Annotated in this window: 19 protein-coding genes and 1 tRNA gene; 13 read left to right on the top strand and 7 right to left on the bottom strand. The window is 46.6% G+C overall.

Translation table 11 applies throughout. The annotated features are described in order from the left end of the window. Positions 1-129: 129 nt before the first annotated feature. Entirely contained in the window at positions 130-1,416 is a 1,287-nt protein-coding gene (locus tag ACY652_RS15560; protein ID WP_462268280.1) for a citrate synthase, read from the bottom strand. Positions 1,417-1,675: 259 nt separating this feature from the next. On the opposite strand from ACY652_RS15560, the gene queA reads away from it, so the two are divergent. Together queA and ACY652_RS15550 are read left to right on the top strand one after the other, a co-directional pair. Then, on the top strand, positions 1,676-2,725 hold the full coding sequence (gene queA, locus ACY652_RS15555; RefSeq protein WP_462265303.1) for a tRNA preQ1(34) S-adenosylmethionine ribosyltransferase-isomerase QueA: 1,050 nt from the start codon (positions 1,676-1,678) through the stop codon (positions 2,723-2,725). Between the two features lie 209 nt (positions 2,726-2,934). Further along, positions 2,935-3,654, top strand: a complete 720-nt coding sequence (locus ACY652_RS15550; RefSeq protein WP_462265302.1) for a 2-C-methyl-D-erythritol 4-phosphate cytidylyltransferase — start codon at positions 2,935-2,937, stop codon at positions 3,652-3,654. Between the two features lie 34 nt (positions 3,655-3,688). On the opposite strand, the gene ACY652_RS15545 is transcribed toward ACY652_RS15550, so the two are convergent. The 3 genes from ACY652_RS15545 to ACY652_RS15535 all read right to left on the bottom strand — a co-directional run bounded on the left by ACY652_RS15545 (position 3,689) and on the right by ACY652_RS15535 (position 4,813). Further along, positions 3,689-3,835: a lmo0937 family membrane protein gene (locus ACY652_RS15545; protein ID WP_462265301.1), complete on the bottom strand. Its 147-nt coding sequence runs from the start codon at positions 3,833-3,835 to the stop codon at positions 3,689-3,691. Between the two features lie 118 nt (positions 3,836-3,953). Next, positions 3,954-4,175 (bottom strand): DUF2795 domain-containing protein, encoded by a 222-nt coding sequence (locus ACY652_RS15540; RefSeq protein WP_002996718.1) that lies wholly within the window; start codon positions 4,173-4,175, stop codon positions 3,954-3,956. Positions 4,176-4,264: 89 nt separating this feature from the next. Continuing rightward, the gene (locus ACY652_RS15535) at positions 4,265-4,813 is read right to left on the bottom strand and encodes a cob(I)yrinic acid a,c-diamide adenosyltransferase (protein ID WP_462265300.1); all 549 of its coding nucleotides are present in this window, start codon (positions 4,811-4,813) and stop codon (positions 4,265-4,267) included. A gap of 208 nt (positions 4,814-5,021) precedes the next feature. Between ACY652_RS15535 and ACY652_RS15530 the strand changes: the two genes are divergently transcribed. Further along, positions 5,022-5,912 (top strand): chitinase, encoded by an 891-nt coding sequence (locus ACY652_RS15530; RefSeq protein ID WP_462265299.1) that lies wholly within the window; start codon positions 5,022-5,024, stop codon positions 5,910-5,912. 22 nt (positions 5,913-5,934) lie between these two features. Here ACY652_RS15530 and gatC read toward each other — a convergent pair whose 3' ends face one another. Together gatC and ACY652_RS15520 are read right to left on the bottom strand one after the other, a co-directional pair. After that, positions 5,935-6,225, bottom strand: a complete 291-nt coding sequence (gene gatC, locus ACY652_RS15525) for an Asp-tRNA(Asn)/Glu-tRNA(Gln) amidotransferase subunit GatC (RefSeq protein WP_462265298.1) — start codon at positions 6,223-6,225, stop codon at positions 5,935-5,937. Beyond that, positions 6,215-6,952, bottom strand: a complete 738-nt coding sequence (locus tag ACY652_RS15520; protein ID WP_462265297.1) for a lysophospholipid acyltransferase family protein — start codon at positions 6,950-6,952, stop codon at positions 6,215-6,217. The genes gatC and ACY652_RS15520 overlap by 11 nt, the downstream gene beginning before the upstream one ends. A gap of 39 nt (positions 6,953-6,991) precedes the next feature. Between ACY652_RS15520 and trpS the strand changes: the two genes are divergently transcribed. The 10 genes from trpS to ACY652_RS15470 all read left to right on the top strand — a co-directional run bounded on the left by trpS (position 6,992) and on the right by ACY652_RS15470 (position 14,850). After that, positions 6,992-7,987 carry a tryptophan--tRNA ligase gene (trpS, locus tag ACY652_RS15515; RefSeq protein ID WP_462268278.1) on the top strand — a complete coding sequence of 332 codons (996 nt, stop codon included), beginning with the start codon at positions 6,992-6,994 and terminating at the stop codon, positions 7,985-7,987. A 91-nt stretch (positions 7,988-8,078) separates the two neighbouring features. Next, entirely contained in the window at positions 8,079-8,693 is a 615-nt protein-coding gene (locus ACY652_RS15510) for a deoxynucleoside kinase (protein WP_462265296.1), read from the top strand. A 113-nt stretch (positions 8,694-8,806) separates the two neighbouring features. Beyond that, positions 8,807-9,541, top strand: coding sequence for a 3-deoxy-manno-octulosonate cytidylyltransferase (gene kdsB / locus ACY652_RS15505; RefSeq protein WP_462265295.1), 735 nt, complete (start codon positions 8,807-8,809; stop codon positions 9,539-9,541). Between the two features lie 48 nt (positions 9,542-9,589). Continuing rightward, a complete protein-coding gene (locus tag ACY652_RS15500; RefSeq protein WP_462265294.1) occupies positions 9,590-10,912 on the top strand; it encodes a peptidoglycan DD-metalloendopeptidase family protein in 1,323 nt (440 codons plus the stop codon). 177 nt (positions 10,913-11,089) lie between these two features. Next, entirely contained in the window at positions 11,090-11,911 is an 822-nt protein-coding gene (locus ACY652_RS15495) for a PASTA domain-containing protein (protein WP_462265292.1), read from the top strand. Then, positions 11,865-12,206: a rhodanese-like domain-containing protein gene (locus ACY652_RS15490; RefSeq protein ID WP_462265291.1), complete on the top strand. Its 342-nt coding sequence runs from the start codon at positions 11,865-11,867 to the stop codon at positions 12,204-12,206. The genes ACY652_RS15495 and ACY652_RS15490 overlap by 47 nt, the downstream gene beginning before the upstream one ends. Positions 12,207-12,221: 15 nt before the next feature. Then, the gene (gene mltG / locus ACY652_RS15485) at positions 12,222-13,280 is read left to right on the top strand and encodes an endolytic transglycosylase MltG (protein WP_462265290.1); all 1,059 of its coding nucleotides are present in this window, start codon (positions 12,222-12,224) and stop codon (positions 13,278-13,280) included. Beyond that, positions 13,280-13,687 carry an acyl-CoA thioesterase gene (locus tag ACY652_RS15480; protein ID WP_462265289.1) on the top strand — a complete coding sequence of 136 codons (408 nt, stop codon included), beginning with the start codon at positions 13,280-13,282 and terminating at the stop codon, positions 13,685-13,687. Before mltG ends, ACY652_RS15480 begins: the two co-directional genes overlap by 1 nt. Positions 13,688-13,696: 9 nt before the next feature. Next, on the top strand, positions 13,697-14,656 hold the full coding sequence (locus tag ACY652_RS15475; protein WP_462265288.1) for a YihY/virulence factor BrkB family protein: 960 nt from the start codon (positions 13,697-13,699) through the stop codon (positions 14,654-14,656). A 107-nt stretch (positions 14,657-14,763) separates the two neighbouring features. Beyond that, positions 14,764-14,850 (top strand) — tRNA-Ser (locus ACY652_RS15470). A gap of 116 nt (positions 14,851-14,966) precedes the next feature. On the opposite strand, the gene ACY652_RS15465 is transcribed toward ACY652_RS15470, so the two are convergent. Then, the gene (locus ACY652_RS15465) at positions 14,967-16,526 is read right to left on the bottom strand and encodes a M20/M25/M40 family metallo-hydrolase (protein ID WP_462265287.1); all 1,560 of its coding nucleotides are present in this window, start codon (positions 16,524-16,526) and stop codon (positions 14,967-14,969) included. Positions 16,527-16,597 lie beyond the last annotated feature (71 nt).

Raw genomic sequence — 16,597 nt, 5'->3', positions numbered from 1 at the left:
TGCAGATAATTCAGGCGGTGGCCTGCAGGCCACAACTATCTCCGGCTGATAAGAGCCGATGGTATGCATATGCCGGATATGGCTCATACCGGCAATCCATACCCAGGCTCTACACTAAGTTAAATATAATTATCTGTTATTGATTTCGGTATAATCGCGGTTGGTTGCGCCTACATAAATCTGGCGCGGGCGGCCAATAGGTTCTTTGTTTTCTTTCATTTCTTTCCACTGGGCAATCCATCCGGGTAAACGGCCCAGGGCAAACAGTACCGTAAACATTTCTGTAGGGAAACCCAATGCACGGTAAATAATACCCGAATAGAAATCTACATTAGGGTAAAGTTTGCGTTCCACAAAGTAAGAATCTTGCAGGGCAACCTCTTCCAAACGCTTGGCAATGTCCAGTACCTCATCCTGCACGCCTAACTTTGCCAGAATATCATCACAGGCTTTTTTGATGATTTTAGCGCGCGGGTCAAAGTTTTTGTATACGCGGTGGCCAAAACCCATCAGGCGGAAGGGATCGTTTTTGTCTTTAGCTTTGGCAATAAACTTATCGGTATCACCGCCATCAGCCTTAATCTGTTCCAGCATTTCTATTACCGCCTGGTTGGCGCCTCCATGCAGCGGCCCCCACAAGGCAGATATACCTGCAGAGATGGATGCATACAGGTTAGCATCTGAGGAACCTACGATGCGCACAGTGGAAGTGGAACAATTTTGTTCATGATCGGCATGCAGGATAAGCAGTGTGTTCATCGCACTTACCACTACTGGATCTGGTGTATAATCTTCCGTACGCTGCCCGAAGGTCATGTGCAGAAAGTTAGTTACATAATCGTACTTGTTCCATGGATATATCACCGGATGGCCCAGGGATTTCTTATAAATCCATGATACGATTGTACTCATCTTAGCAATCAGCTTGATAATTTCGAGGTTTACCGCATCCGCTGTTAAGCCTGATTTTAACGATTCCGGGTTGAAGGCGGCTAAGGCCCCTATCAATGAAGATAACTGGCCCATAGGATGAGATTTTGAAGGGAAACCATCAAAAAACTTCTTCATATCCTCATGCACCAAAGTGTGATGGCTTATCTCATACTCGAAGTTATGCAACTGCTGCTCGCTTGGTAGTTCGCCGTAAATTAACAGATAAGCCACTTCAATAAAGCTCGATTTTTCGGCTAACTGCTCAATCGGATAACCTCGATATTTAAGAATGCCTTTTTCGCCGTCTAAAAATGTAATGGCGCTTTTGGTAGCGCCTGTATTTTTGTAGCCAACATCTAAAGTTACATAGCCGCTTTGGTCGCGCAGCTTGGAAATATCTATTGCCTTTTCCCCTTCCGTACCTTCAATGGCAGGCAGGTCAAAGGATTGGTCGCCAATATGTAACTGTGCTTTATCCGAGATCATAAAGTGTTTATAATTAGTAATGGTGCAGCAAATGTAAATATTTATAAGAAACTCCGTATGGCTGCACGGGCAATTTACAGGTTAATGATTTAATAGTCCGTTTGTTTGTTGGCAGTAAACAAATTAGTTCGGCCGTAAACACATTAAAACAAATGCTGTTGACTATTCAGCTATAAAGGAATCAAAAATCAACATACAATACATCCCGGGGATAAAAAAGAAATTTTGTAGCTTTGCGCCCTGAAAATTTACTAACATGAAATTATCTCAATTCAAATTCAACCTTCCGGAGTCATTAGTGGCCGATAAACCGTCAGAGCGCCGGGATGAATCGCGCCTGATGGTATTGCACCGCGATTCTGGTAAAATTGAGCATAAGATATTTAAAGATGTGCTGGATTATTTTGATGACCAGGATGTAATGATCCTGAACAATACCAAAGTGTTTCCGGCACGCATGTACGGCAACAAGGAAAAAACCGGCGCAACCATTGAGGTTTTCCTGCTGCGAGAACTAAATAAGGAACTGCGCCTTTGGGATGTACTGGTTGACCCGGCACGCAAGATACGCGTAGGCAATAAATTGTACTTTGGCGATGATGACCTATTAGTGGCCGAGGTAGTAGACAATACCACTTCGCGCGGCCGCACCATTCGCTTCTTATTTGACGGCACCGACGAAGAGTTTCGCCGTAATGTGGAAATTTTGGGTGAAACACCACTGCCAAAATACATTAAGCGTAAAGCTACTGCAGAGGATAAGGAACGTTACCAAACTATTTTTGCTAAACACGAAGGTGCCGTAGCCGCCCCTACTGCAGGGTTACATTTTAGCCGCGAACTGATGAAACGCCTGGAGCTGAAAGGTGTGGATTTTGCCGAAGTAACACTGCATGTGGGTTTGGGCACCTTCCGCCAGGTGGAAGTGGAGGACCTGACCAAGCACAAGATGGACTCTGAACAGGTGATTATAGAGCGAAAGCAAGCCGATATTGTCAACCGCGGTATTGAACGCAAAAAGCGTGTTTGCGCAGTGGGCACTACGGTTATGCGCACCATTGAGTCTGCGGTGTCGGCTGGCAAAATTTTAAAACCAATTAACGACTGGACCAGTAAGTTCATATTTCCGCCGTATGAGTTCAGCATTGCCAATACCATGATTACCAACTTCCATACACCAGAGTCTACCCTGCTGATGATGGTAGCGGCTTTCGGCGGTTACGAGCATGTAATGAATGCTTATGAAGTAGCGGTAAAAGAAAAATATCGTTTCTACAGCTACGGCGATGCGATGCTGATCATCTAAGTTAGATTTAAGCTTTCGGCTATGAGATTTGAGCAATCATCTCTTTAACCCACACAGCACCTTCTATGTAATTGCAAGGTATAAAGCAAGTTTATTGCGTCTGCTTAAAGACAAAACACCACAAACTTTCTTTATGCCTTGCAATTATGCTTTATAGGGTTTTATGCTATTTTTATCGCTTTCTTTAACACACCATTCACCTTTTACCAGTGCCTGAATTTGTTGTACAGCCTTTGCCATCTTCAGTTAAAGCCTACGCGGTTATTGTAGCCGGCGGCTCAGGCAAACGTATGCAGTCGGCAATGCCCAAACAATTTATATTGCTGAATGGCCGGCCTGTACTGATGCATACGCTGGATGCTTTTATGCAAAGCAGCTATCAGCCCCACATCCTCGTGGTATTGCCGGAAAGTTACCATGAATACTGGAAAGAACTTTGCCTGCAGCACAAATTTACTCAAGAGCATTTTTTAATCACCGGTGGCGAAACACGCTTCCATTCTGTGAAAAATGCGATAGCCATTTTACCGGATGAACAGGCGGTTGTGGCTGTACATGATGCGGTCCGTCCGTTGGTTACAAGCCATGTTATTGATGCTGCTTACGCACAGGCAGTACAATCGGGCAATGCCATTGCAGCGGTGAAGAGCCGCGACTCGGTGCGCCGGGTGTCTGGACAACTATCAGAAAGCTTGTTGCGCGAAGAGATTTACCTGGTGCAAACGCCGCAAACCTTTCAGTTGCAGCAGTTAAAAGCAGCATACCAGTTACCCTATCACGAAGGCTTTACTGATGATGCCAGCGTAGCCGAACAAGCCGGCTACAATATACATGTGATGGAAGGAAGCTACCAGAATTTCAAGATTACCTATCCCGAAGACATATTGATTGCGGAAACGTTATTGCAAAAAAAAGACAGCCTTAATTAAAGCTGCCTTTTTTAATTAATCAAGCCTAAAAAGGTTATGCCCTGCGGATAATGCCCAGCAGTAGCGCAATGATGGCAATAACCAGCAATATGTATATGATGTTGCCAACGTTATAAACAAATAATCCTAATGCCCATCCTATAATAAGGATAACTGCAATAATGTAAAGTAAGCCTCTCATGGTAGTAGTATTTATGTTGAATAATAGTAATGTATTCATCAATAACCCAAACCACTAAAAAAGGTTGTGCTAAAATAAAAAAACCTTGCCGGGCAAGGTTTTTTTATTTTAGCGAAATTTAATATTCGTCTTCGTTGAAAAAGAAATCATCCTTTGTAGGATAATCAGGCCATATCTCTTCAATGTTTTCATAGGGCTCACCGTCATCCTCTAACGCCTGCAGGTTTTCAATTACCTCAACAGGTGCGCCGGAGCGAATGGCGTAATCAATTAATTCATCTTTTGTTGCCGGCCATGGAGCATCTTCCAGGTGCGAGGCTAATTCAAGTGTCCAGTACATATGTTACAAATTTTAAGTTCGGTTAAATTTTCAATTTTCGCAAAAGTATAATATTTTCAATTTGATAATCAAATATTTTTTATCAATTTTTAAATACGCGGTATCCATTGATTTTCAAGTATATGCTGCTGCCAGCCAATCAATCGTGCTAATGTAAACAGATAATCGCTCAGCCGGTTCAGGTAAATTATTACATTATCGTCCACCTGGCTTTCTGTTGCCAGGTGCACACACAAGCGCTCGGCCCGGCGGCACACACAGCGGGCCACATGGCAAAAGGAAATTGCGCTGCTGCCGCCGGGCAATATAAAATGCCTCAATTCTGGCAGCAGGGTATTCATGCGGTCCATCTCCTGTTCCAGTAATTCAGCATCTCCAGCGGTAAGATCAGGTATTGCCATTTTAGATTTATCCGGGTCGGCAGCTAATGAAGCGCCAATGGTAAAGAGCCGGTCCTGTATCTCCTTCAACATCGCCCTGTCCTGTTCCTCAATATCCTGATCCCTGATAAGGCCGATGTAGGCGTTCAGTTCATCTACCGTACCGTAACTATCAATCCGCAGGTGGTGCTTAGGTACCCGTGTGCCTCCAATCAGAGAGGTAAAACCTTTATCGCCGGTTTTAGTATATATCTTCATACAAATAGCCTTTATTACAGCAAACCAATAATAGTGTTTTATAAAACGTTATTTTAAGTGCTTAAAGGAACTTATATGACAGAATAACGTTCAATTTTGTATGATGAAACCGGTAATTTATTCTATTCGCTGCAGTTTACTGCTGGCCTGTCTGTTATGCTTATTAAGTTTTAAGTGCGCAAACCCGGCAGCACCTAAAACCGGCACAATGCCAAAAGCCACCATCAGCTTTGACCAGGTTATTACTGAACAGCAATATAATAGCCTGTTTCCGCAGCGTAACGCATTTTATAGCTACAGCGCCTTTATTAAGGCGGCCCGGCAATTAGGCCGTATACAAATGCGGATTGCCCGCCGTGCATCATCAGTATACCAGTTTACCCGTACAGATCGCGCTACCGGTAAAAGCGCAGTTATCCGGCAGGATGCTGACTGGAATGAGCCCTGGGCCAAACAAAAACCAGACAGCGTTTACACGATTGATTTTAACTTGTTTTGTGCCGAAGGCAGCACCGCTTCAAGAAAAAAGGAACTGGCCGCTTTTTTGGCGCACATTGCCCATGAAACCCGGAATGGCGAGAACGGGAAATATAACGATGGCCTCATGCTGCTGCATGAAAACAACACATCATTGCCGTATATTGCCGAAAATGATGTATATCCGCCTGTTGCAGGGCAGAAGTATTATGGCCGGGGACCAATGCAGCTCAGTTATAATGGCAATTACGGATACGCTTCAGATTGTATTTTGGGGGATAAGAGCATCCTGCTGAAAAATCCCGGCCTGCTGGAAAGCGATGCCGTGCTGGCGTTTGAATCGGCCATTTATTTCTGGATGACACCGCAAACCTATAAACCTTCGGCACATGATGTAATGACCGGAAAATGGCAGCCGAGTGCGGATGACCACAAAAAAAATCGCACGCCGGGTTTCGGCATGACCATTAACATTGTAAATGGCGCATTGGAATGTAACAAGGGTGAGCACCAGGAGAACATGCTGGAGCGCATTGGTTACTACCGCTACTTTTTAAGTAAACTTGGAGCCAGTGACCCTAATTGTGCTTGCAGATGCGGAGGCATGGCGGCTTATCAGTAGATTAACAATAAAATTAGCAAGCTCACTTTTTTATCACTTTGGGCACTAAAAAGAATTTACCATCGCGCTTGGGTGCATTTTGCAGGGCTTTCTCATGGGTAATGGCCTGCTGAGTTTTATCTTCGCGCAGCACATTTACCTCATCCGTCATGTAAATGAGCGGCTCTACGCCCGAGGTATCCACCTCGTTAAGCTTATCCATAAAGCTAAGTATTCTGTTCATATCAGTAATCAGTTGCTCGCTTTCCTGTCCGGTTATTTCCAGCCGGGCCAGGTGGGCAATCTGCTCAACTGTTTGTTTATCAATCTTCATTTGAGTTTAATTTACGATGAATAATGCGGAATACCTCATCACGCAGGGCATCGGCATCCTCAACATTTAAATGGGCGGTTTCAACAGGCTTATGCACAAAGCCGTGGCATACGCCAGGCCTGCTGCCACGCTCGAGGCCGGTATCCCATAACAACTTCCAGGTATCGGCAAGGGTAACCGGGATAATGGGTATCTTATACTCAATGGCCAGCCGGAAAGGGCCGTTCTTAAACTGGTGCAGTTGCGGCGGGTAATCATCGGGTATCATCCCTTCGGGAAACATAATCATCGTCACCCCGTTTTGCAGCCGTTCTCCTGCCTTTTTAAAGGCCCTGAAAGAAGACATTTTACTTTCGCGGTTTACCGGTATATCAATGGTTCTGAAGAACAACCCGGTTACCGGCTTATGCATTAGTTCCTCTTTCCCCATAAAGCAAAAATTATTTTTTACCATAAGGCTCATCGCCGAAATATCCAGGTTAGAGGTATGGTTGGGGCATACGATATAAGTACGGCTCCAATCAATAGGCTGTTCATATGCCATGCGGTAGAATATACCGGAAATAGCCGAACTGCAAAAGCTGCACACCTTACGAAAAAAGTTCATGGTTTTATACCGCTCAGGCTTACGCGAAAAGTAGTACAGCAACGGCCAGAACAGGTAAAAGAAAAAGCCGACACTGTAACGGTAAAAGTGGCTGTGCGCTTTTTTCAATAACAACTTCATCGGCATCAAAAATATAAAAAATACTTACTTTCGCGCATGATGGAAACTGTTGTTAGCGGTATACGGTCTACCGGAAACCTGCATCTGGGTAATTACTACGGCGCTATACAGAACTTTATAAAAATGCAGCAGGAATATAATTGCTATTTTTTTATTGCCGACCTGCACTCGTTAACTACCCATCCTACGCCCGCTAACCTGCACGGCAATGTAAAGCAGGTGCTGATTGAATACTTAGCCGCCGGTATAGACCCTGAAAAAGCTACCATATACATACAATCAGACGTACCGGAAGTAGCCGAACTCTACTTATATTTAAATATGAACGCCTATTTAGGCGAACTGGAGCGCAGCACGTCATTTAAAGATAAGGTACGTGCACACCCCGATAATGTGAACGCCGGCCTGCTTACCTACCCGGTACTAATGGCTGCTGATATTCTGATTCACAAGGCTGTAAAAGTGCCTGTGGGCAAAGACCAGGAACAGCATTTGGAGATGGCCCGCACGTTTGGTAACCGTTTCAACCGGTTATACAACCACGAGTATTTCCCGGAGCCTTATGCTTTTAATTACAGCCAGAACCTGGTAAAGATACCAGGGCTGGACGGTAAGGGAAAAATGGGAAAATCAGAAGGGGAAGGCAACGCCGTATTCTTATCAGACACGCCCGAAGCCATACGCAAAAAAGTGATGCGTGCGGTAACCGACAGCGGCCCAACCGGGGACAACCAGGCCAAACCGCAAGAGATACAGAACCTGTTTGATTTGATGAACGTGGTATCGGCTGCTGATACGCTGGCGCACTTTGATGATTTGTACAATAAGTGCCAGATACGTTACGGTGACATGAAAAAGCAACTGGCCGAAGACATGATTGTGGCTACCGCTCCTATCCGCGAGCGGATTAAGGATATTGCCAACGATGCCCCTTACCTGCGCCAGGTAGCCAGACACGGTGCCGCTAAAGCCCGCGAAAGCGCTTCACGTACTATACGCGAAGTGCGGGAAATTATAGGTTTCCGGAAATTTTAATAAGTTTCTGCTTAGCTTTAAAAGTATGAAACCGGCTATAATTGCCTTGTTTGATTTTTGACTGTTTAATTTTGACTTTTACCTTTATTACATGCACATTGCCATTGTTGGAAATATAGGCGCCGGTAAAACTACCCTGACCGAATTGTTAGCCAAAAACTACGGCTGGGAACCCATGTACGAGGCGGTAGACAACAACCCTTATCTGGACGATTTTTACAAGGACATGAAGCGCTGGAGTTTCAATCTGCAGATCTACTTCCTGAACAGCCGCTTCCGGCAGATCTCGGAAATACAAAGCAGTACCCGCAGTATCATTCAGGATCGTACGATTTATGAGGATGCCTATATATTTGCGGAAAACCTGTATGATATGGAGCTAATGTCGGGACGGGACTTTGAGACTTACCGCAATATTTTTGATAACATCACCTCCTTTATCAAACCTCCCGACCTGCTGATTTACCTCAAGGCCTCCATCCCTACGCTGGTAAATAACATTCACCGCCGCGGCCGCGAGTATGAGATCGGCATCCGGCTGGATTACCTGTCTAAGCTGAACGATAAATACCAGAAATGGATCGAGGGCTATAATTTAGGCAAGCTGCTGATACTGGATAAAGACAAACTGGATTTCACCGGCAATACCGAAGATTTAGCGACGATTGTGCAATTGATTGAACGGGAGTTGCACGGGTTATTTTAAGCACCCCTCCCAACCCTCCCCAAAGGGGAGGGCTTTAAAGGATATAATGTATGGCTGAAGCGGTTTACAATATTGATAATGAGCTAAAGCCCCCCCCCCCGGGGAGGGTTGGGATGGTTGCTCTCGGCATCATCCCCGCCCGCTACGCCTCTACCCGTTTCCCCGGCAAGCCGCTGGTGGATATTGCCGGCAAGAGCATGGTGCAGCGGGTGTTTGAGCAGGCCAAAAAGTGTTACAGCCTGGCAGAGGTTATAGTTGCTACAGATGATAACCGGATATATGATCATGTAAGTAGTTTTGGCGGCAAGGCAGTTATGACTGACAGCAATCACCAAAGCGGTACCGACAGGTGCGCCGAAGTAGCCGCCCTGCACCCGGAATATGAAGTGATCGTCAACATTCAGGGCGATGAACCCTATATCGATCCGGAACAAATTACCAAACTGGTTGCCTGCTTTACTGTGGCCAATACGCAGATTGCCACGCTTATAAAAAGGGTGTTGACTGCGGAGGAATTATTTAACATCAACTCCCCCAAAGTACTCATCAACAAATTACAGGAAGCCATTTACTTTTCGCGCTCTCCCCTGCCGCATATACGCGGGGAAGCGCAAGCCAACTGGCTGCAACATTTTACCTATTTCAAACACATTGGTATATACAGCTACCGCGCTGATGTATTACAACAGATCACCCGCCTGCCTATTTCCGGTTTAGAAAAAGCCGAAAGCCTGGAGCAGCTGCGCTGGATAGAAAACGGCTACCGCATTAAGGTGGCAGAAACTGAACTGGAAACTTTCGCGATAGATACGCCGGAGGATTTGAAGAAATTAAACCAAGCCGATTAAGTGCTGTCTCCTAATTATCCACTTGTAAGTAAGGATAAATTAAAACGCATGACAAGCTTTAAAAATCCTTTACTAATCTTTTATTTAAGTGTAACTATTGCCTCCTGCAGCCGCACTACCCCTTTAGCGCTGTTCAGAAAGCTTTCACCCCATGATGCCTACGGCCAGCGGCTTAAGGATGCAGGGCTTAACCATACGGCCATGGGCGGCGCATGGCTGCAGGTGGCCGATCAAAGTGTGGTTAAGCCCTTAACCATTACTATCCCATACAAAGAAACCGGCTATTTTGCTGCTGATAAGGTTCAAACATCAGTACTCCGCTTTGAAGCCAGGCGCGGGCAAAAATTGCATGTGGTGTTAAGCAAACGGCCTGAATTGAACTTTGCCATTTATATGGATATTTTTCAGGAGCAATCCGGCAGTTTACCAAAGTTGGTAGCCTCTGCCGATACCGTTGGTTTACGGCTGGATTATGAAGTGCCGAAGAATGGCGGCTATCTCATCAGGGTGCAACCCGAACTACTGCGCGGCGGCGAATATACCTTAACCGTAACCGCCGGGCCTTCACTCAGCTTTCCGGTGGCGGCTTCCGGCAATCCGCATATTGGCAGCTTTTGGGGCGATGGGCGCGACGAAGGCAGCCGCAGGCACGAGGGTGTAGATATATTTGCACCTAAACACACCCTGGCCATTGCCGCTGCCGATGGCGTAGTGAGCCGGGTAACTAATAATACACTTGGCGGCAAAGTGGTATTTTTCAAGCCAGATGGCAGGGATTATAATCTCTATTATGCCCATTTGGATAGTCAGTTGGTGCGCGATGGCCAAGTCCTGCGCACTGGAGATGCCGTAGGCTGGGTAGGGAATACCGGGAATGCTAAATTTACCCCTTCGCATCTTCACTTTGGCATTTATACGTCTGATGGCGCTGTTGACCCATTGCCATTTGTAAACCGCGAAACAAAAGCGCCATCACCCGTTATAGCATCAGAAAAAATGCTTAATGCGACAGCGCGCACTTCAGGCAATACGGCCCGCTTACGTGTATCACCTTCAGCTAAAGCTGCAGCAATTACTGCATTACCGGCAAACACCATACTTACTGTTGATGCCGCTACCCAAAGCTGGTATAAAATTACATTGCCTGATGGTCGCACTGGCTACCTTCACCATAATGAACTCATCTCTGCCTTGCCCATCCGTAAACACCAAATCAAAATGGTACAGCCGCTATATGACCGGCCGGATAGCACTGCCGCACGTAAGCTTATGCTTGAATATGGCAGCTATGTATATGTATTGGGAAGCTTTAATAATTTTTATCTCGTAAGTGATTCAAAAGAAAACAGCGGCTGGATCCAGGCAAAATAAATATGATACTTCTTTACGCTGCAAGCAAACCAAACAAGTTGGTTTCTGATCATAGCGATGATATATTGAAATCAGGGGGTTACAAACTCACTATACATCTTGCTACCAGCTTTTACCGGATAAGAAAATATACTTATGTTTGAAGGCCGGATTTAAACAGCACTGCAAGCTTATTCTATGAGTAGATTAGGATATTACATTAAATCGAAAAACTTTCGCATCACCATGCTGGCTGCAATCGGCACCAGTATAGCGGTGCTGCTCATTGCCTATTTTAGTTTAGCCTACTATACCCGCCACGGTTCAGGGGTACCCGTACCGGCATTAAAGGGCTTGTCTGTTGACAAGGCGATGGCAAAACTGCAAGAACAAGGCTTCCGGGTACAAATTGATTCGGTATATATACAGGATCAGGAGCCGGGCACCGTATTGGAGCAAGACCCTGATGCAGGCACTAATGTAAAGCAAGGGCGTACAATTTATTTAACCGTAGTTACCCGTGTTGCACCTGATGTTTCCCTGCCCGACCTGGAGCAAAGCACTTACCGGGAGGCTATAGCTACTTTGGCCAACTATGGTTTAAGGGTAAGCGATACCTCTTACGTATCAGACATTGCCCGCGACCGTATTTTAGCCGTAAAATTTAATGGCCAGGCGCTTAAACCCGGCGATAAGCTACCCAAGGGTTCCAGCATCAGCCTGGTATTGGGCGATGGCGCCGGGGAAAGCGAGCAGGATATCCCTGACCTGATCAACCAGGACCTGGATGCGGCCCGCTTTGCCATCCGGGGCGCCGGTTTTACTTTGGGAACAGTTACTTACGAAGGCAGTATCACCGATTCTGCAAGTTTAATAGTGAGCGGACAATCGCCCATGCGCAGCGATTCGCTTACCAAGGCCAGCATCGGCACCCGTATTAATATAACGGTAACACAGGGAAAGAAAACCATAGATGAACAGCAACAGCCAGCCCGGCCACAAACCGAACCGCAACCTTAATGCCGCTGAACTGGTGGAGCGCCTGAACAGCGGCGACCTGTTGACTTTGGTAGATGTACGTGAGCCGATGGAATACCACACCTTCAATATAGGCGGCACCAATATTCCGCTGGGCAAACTGTTGGCAGATATAGAACATCTGGAACTGAACAAAGCGCAGGAAATTATTGTACTATGCAAGGCAGGATTAAGAAGCGCAACCGCTCAGTCGGTATTGCAGCAGTTAGGTTATACCAACGTTAAAAACTTAAAAGGCGGCCTGATAGCCGTACAACGCTTACAATATTCAAAATAGCATCGAAATACCCATATGGCTGAACAATCATCTTCATCTGGAGGCAGAGGGCGTAAATTCATTATCGCACTTGCCGTAATATTTATTATAGCGCTGATAATTACCGGTATCAACTATTACCTGCGCTATTGGGGCCCGAATGTAACGGGCAATAAGGATTATTTGTACATTCATACCGGTTCGTCCTTTGCCGATGTGTACCGTACCATCCGGCAAGAAAAACTGGTGCGCGATACCACCGCCTTTATGTGGGCGGCGCATAATATGAATTATGTTAACGGCCGTGTTAAGCCCGGTAAGTATAAGCTTACCGAGGGCATGAATAACCGGCACTTCATTAACATGCTGAAGGCGGGCAACCAGGAGCCGGTTACCCTCAACTTTCATAATTTGCGCCTCAAAAGCCAGTTCGCCAAGTCGGTATCCATGCAGCTGGAACCCGATTCCGCTTCCGTGAGCCGCTTACTGGATTCGGCTGCTTTTGTACAAAAACATGGTTTTACCACCGATAACGTGTATACCATGTTCTTACCCAACAGTTACCAGCTGTACTGGAACACCACGCCCGAAAAATTTTTTGAGCGGATGTATACCGAGTATAACAAGTTTTGGACACCTGCACGTAAGCAACAGGCCACTGCCCTGAATTTAACACCGGTACAAGTTTCCATTTTAGCTTCTATTGTAGATGCTGAGGCGCTGCACGATGATGAGATGCCAACAATAGCCGGCTTATATTTAAACCGCCTCAAACGCGGCATTAAGCTGGAAGCCGATCCTACCGTGATTTACGCCACCGGCGATTTCACCATTAAGCGTGTACTCAATAAATACCTGAGCAACCCTTCGCCCTATAACACTTACCAGCATACCGGCCTGCCGCCGGGGCCCATCATGATGCCATCTGTAAATGCGGTTAAAGCGGTGTTGGATTATAAAAAGCATGATTACATCTACATGTGCGCCAAGGAAGATTTTTCGGGTTACCACAATTTTGCAACTAACAATGCCGACCATCTGGCCAATGCCCGTCGATTTCAGCAGGCGTTAAACGAGCGGGGCATCAAAAGGTAATGCTCGAATATACTACCAAATTACGGGTACGCTACGGCGAAACCGACCAGATGGGCTACGTATATTACGGCAACTATGCCGAATTTTATGAAGTAGGCCGTGTGGAGATGCTGCGCAGCCTGGGCATGACCTACAAGGGTATGGAAGCTTCGGGCGTGATGATGCCGGTGGCTGAGATGAAATGCAAATACCTGAAGCCCGCCCGTTACGATGAGGAACTGCGCCTGCGGGTGGTGATGAATACCATGCCGGGCGTGCGCATTCATTTTATTTACGAAATTTTTGATGAAGCCGGCGAACTGCTGCATATTGGTGAAACCTTACTGGTGTTTGTGAATATGAAAACCGGCCGACCGTGCCTGCCGCCGCAGGAATTTTTAGACCGCCTGAAACCTTACTTTGCGTAAATTGCACCAATGAACTGGCTGCATCGTGTTTTATACCACATGGCGTGGTACCGCTACTTTGTGGAGTGGACCAAATCCGTCTATCTGCCCGGTTTCAGGCCTCTGCCGCTGCATACGGTATCGGTATTCTTCTTTCGTGAAATACAGCAGGAATCACTGGTGAATAAGGCCTCCTCGCTGGCTTATAACTTTATGCTGGCCCTGTTTCCGGCCACTATCTTTTTGTTTACGCTTATCCCTTACGTTCCTATACGTCATTTTCAGGAAGATTTATTGAAACTCATCGCTGTGATACTTCCCAGCAACACCTATCTTGCACTTAAAGGCACTTTAGATGATATCATCAGGCACCAGAACGGTAAGCTCTTATCCGTTGGCTTTGCTTCAGCCCTGTACTTTGCCGCCAACGGCGTATATAAGTTAATGCAGGCTTTCAACAAATCATCATTGATTATAGAAACCCGCAGCTGGTATAAGCGGCGCTGCATATCGCTGCTGCTTACAGTATTTATCAGCACTGCTATTATGCTGGCTATCGCCGTTATGATTGCCGGGCAGGCCGTTATCCGCCTTGTTAAGGGTCACATATTTTCCAATTACCAGTTTTGGACACTGCTGATTGTCCTTTCGCGCTGGATGGTGGTAATTGCCATATTTTACATCACTGTATCTATACTATACCGTTACGGCCCGGCCAACAAGCGCCGCTGGAAATTTTCGAGTCCGGGTTCAATATTAGCCACTGCCCTTGCGGTGGCCACACTTGTGGCCTTTAGTTATTACATTAACCATTTTGCTTCGTACAATAAAATTTACGGCTCTATTGGTACGCTCATCATTCTGATGTTGTGGCTGTATTTTAACTCATTCATTATCCTGATCGGCTTTGAACTTAACGCCAGCATCGATCTTTCTAAGCAAAGTGTGAAGGTGGAACAACCCAGATTCAACACCTTTCGCAGCGGTTAAATGGAGTAAACAATTGAAATACAAGTACCTGCAAAGAGATACGCTATCCCTTCATTTTTTTTCATTTCAAATTTGCCAATTCGCTCGGGATTTGTACTTTTGTCCCCGGAGAGCTGGCAGAGTGGTCGATTGCGGCAGTCTTGAAAACTGTTGAACTGTGAAAGGTTCCTGGGGTTCGAATCCCTAGCTCTCCGCAAATTAAAGAGAACACAAAAGGCTTTTAAATCATAGATTTAAAAGCCTTTTGTGTTCTCTTTCATATATATTAAGGCGGAGCTATCAAGTTCCGCCTTAATTATTTGGTAGTCTTCTAATCCAGGCCGCCCCTGCGTGTCGCCTTGGTTTGCACCGGCCACTTTACGCCTTCGGCTTTAACAGTTGATGTTTTTTCAGGGTCTTCGCTGGCCATATAGGCCATAATGGCGGCCAGCATGGCGTTGTTGCGCAGGTCGTCGAACACAATCTTATCATACGTATCGCGGTTGGTATGCCAGGTGTAATTACCGTATGACCAGCTGAGCGAACTCAGCGAAAAGCCCGGCGCACCGGCAGCTACAAAGGAGGCGAAATCAGACCCACCGCCGCCCGGCTGGCCAGGAAAACTGGTGGTGATACGGTTCTTGATGGTATCAGGTACGGCATTCAGCCAGCGGGTTAAATACGTTTTGGCATCGGCAAAGCCCTGGCCCGACAGGTTAACCACCCGCCCGGTGCCATTATCTTGGTTAAACAGTGCCTGCAGGTGCTGCACAATCTCCGGGTGATCCTCCACAAAGGCGCGCGAGCCGTTCAAACCTTCTTCCTCACTGCCCCAATGGCCTACCAGTATGGTACGTTTCGGCTTAGGGTAATATTTCTTCAGTAAGCGCATGGCCTCCATCATGGTTAAGGTGCCGGTACCGTTATCAGTAGCGCCGGTACCGCCATCCCACGAGTCAAAGTGGGCAGACAGCATTACATACTCATCCGGTTTTTCGGTTCCTTTAATTTCGGCAATGGTGTTAAAGGCAGGCACTACACCTAATTCCTTTGACTCGGTATGCACACTGATCTGCGGCTTCTTACCCGTTTGGCTCAGGCGGTAAAGCAAGCCATAATCCTCCAGTGCAATATCAACCGTAGGCACTTTTTTAGTGTAGGCACTAAATATTTTATCCACCCCGAAACCTGCTGACCAGTTATTGGTAATGATACCCGCAGCCCCGGCATTTTCCAGTGCTACTGGCAGTGTGCGGCCGTTAAAGCCGGTTTTTCGGATGCGCTGCCGCCACTGGTCAGTCATGGCCGTGCGCTCGGCCTTCATCTTGTCAAATGATTCCTTCAGGGCAAACTCCTTCCAGTTATCATCAGGCCGGCCGGTAGGCTGCAGCATAGAGATCATCACGAACTTACCTTTCACGCTGGGCAGCCATTGCTGAAAGGCCGCAGAATCAGCCAGGTCAGGCAGTATCACCACCTCGGCCGTTACCGTTTTATTGCCCATGCCGGGGCTCCAGGCCAGTTGTGTACCTTCCAGTGATTTTACACGCGGCGCAACCATGTCTATATGCGATATGCCCCGCTCCCAGCCTCGCCATTTGCCCCACTTCTCGTTGCGGGCCGTAACACCCCAGCTTTTGTACCTGGCTACAGCCCAGTCATTGGCCTGCTTCATTTGCGGCGTACCCACCAGACGGGGGCCAATACCATCCAGCAGTTCCTGCGCCAGGGCTTCCAGTTGCGAATGGGTGGTTTCTTCCTGCACTATGGCATTAATAACCTGCGTTTTGGCCTGCCCTGATGCAACACCGCTGCACAGCATACCGCCTGCGGCAATGGCCATCATAAAACGGTCGAATTTGAATCGGGAATGAGAGGTAAAGTTTTTCATGTACCTAATTTATAAGTTTGACGTGATGAAGCCTAATTTATATTCAGATGAATGCAGTAAGGCGCTAAACT

Source organism: Mucilaginibacter sp. (assembly GCF_965200995.1).
In the GTDB taxonomy this organism is placed as follows: Bacteria; Bacteroidota; Bacteroidia; order Sphingobacteriales; family Sphingobacteriaceae; genus Mucilaginibacter.
Note: the sequence above shows the minus strand (reverse complement) of the source record. Positions and strands in the feature narration are given on the sequence as shown.

Coding starts and splice junctions, on each gene's coding strand:
- queA (WP_462265303.1), top strand. CDS start 1,676: ATGAAATTATCTCAATTCAAATTCAACCTTCCGGAGTCATTAGTGGCC.
- ACY652_RS15545 (WP_462265301.1), bottom strand. CDS start 3,835: ATGAGAGGCTTACTTTACATTATTGCAGTTATCCTTATTATAGGATGG.
- ACY652_RS15540 (WP_002996718.1), bottom strand. CDS start 4,175: ATGTACTGGACACTTGAATTAGCCTCGCACCTGGAAGATGCTCCATGG.
- ACY652_RS15535 (WP_462265300.1), bottom strand. CDS start 4,813: ATGAAGATATATACTAAAACCGGCGATAAAGGTTTTACCTCTCTGATT.
- ACY652_RS15530 (WP_462265299.1), top strand. CDS start 5,022: ATGCCAAAAGCCACCATCAGCTTTGACCAGGTTATTACTGAACAGCAA.
- gatC (WP_462265298.1), bottom strand. CDS start 6,225: ATGAAGATTGATAAACAAACAGTTGAGCAGATTGCCCACCTGGCCCGG.
- ACY652_RS15520 (WP_462265297.1), bottom strand. CDS start 6,952: ATGAAGTTGTTATTGAAAAAAGCGCACAGCCACTTTTACCGTTACAGT.
- trpS (WP_462268278.1), top strand. CDS start 6,992: ATGGAAACTGTTGTTAGCGGTATACGGTCTACCGGAAACCTGCATCTG.
- ACY652_RS15510 (WP_462265296.1), top strand. CDS start 8,079: ATGCACATTGCCATTGTTGGAAATATAGGCGCCGGTAAAACTACCCTG.
- kdsB (WP_462265295.1), top strand. CDS start 8,807: ATGGTTGCTCTCGGCATCATCCCCGCCCGCTACGCCTCTACCCGTTTC.
- ACY652_RS15500 (WP_462265294.1), top strand. CDS start 9,590: ATGACAAGCTTTAAAAATCCTTTACTAATCTTTTATTTAAGTGTAACT.
- ACY652_RS15495 (WP_462265292.1), top strand. CDS start 11,090: ATGAGTAGATTAGGATATTACATTAAATCGAAAAACTTTCGCATCACC.
- ACY652_RS15490 (WP_462265291.1), top strand. CDS start 11,865: ATGAACAGCAACAGCCAGCCCGGCCACAAACCGAACCGCAACCTTAAT.
- mltG (WP_462265290.1), top strand. CDS start 12,222: ATGGCTGAACAATCATCTTCATCTGGAGGCAGAGGGCGTAAATTCATT.
- ACY652_RS15480 (WP_462265289.1), top strand. CDS start 13,280: ATGCTCGAATATACTACCAAATTACGGGTACGCTACGGCGAAACCGAC.
- ACY652_RS15475 (WP_462265288.1), top strand. CDS start 13,697: ATGAACTGGCTGCATCGTGTTTTATACCACATGGCGTGGTACCGCTAC.
- ACY652_RS15465 (WP_462265287.1), bottom strand. CDS start 16,526: ATGAAAAACTTTACCTCTCATTCCCGATTCAAATTCGACCGTTTTATG.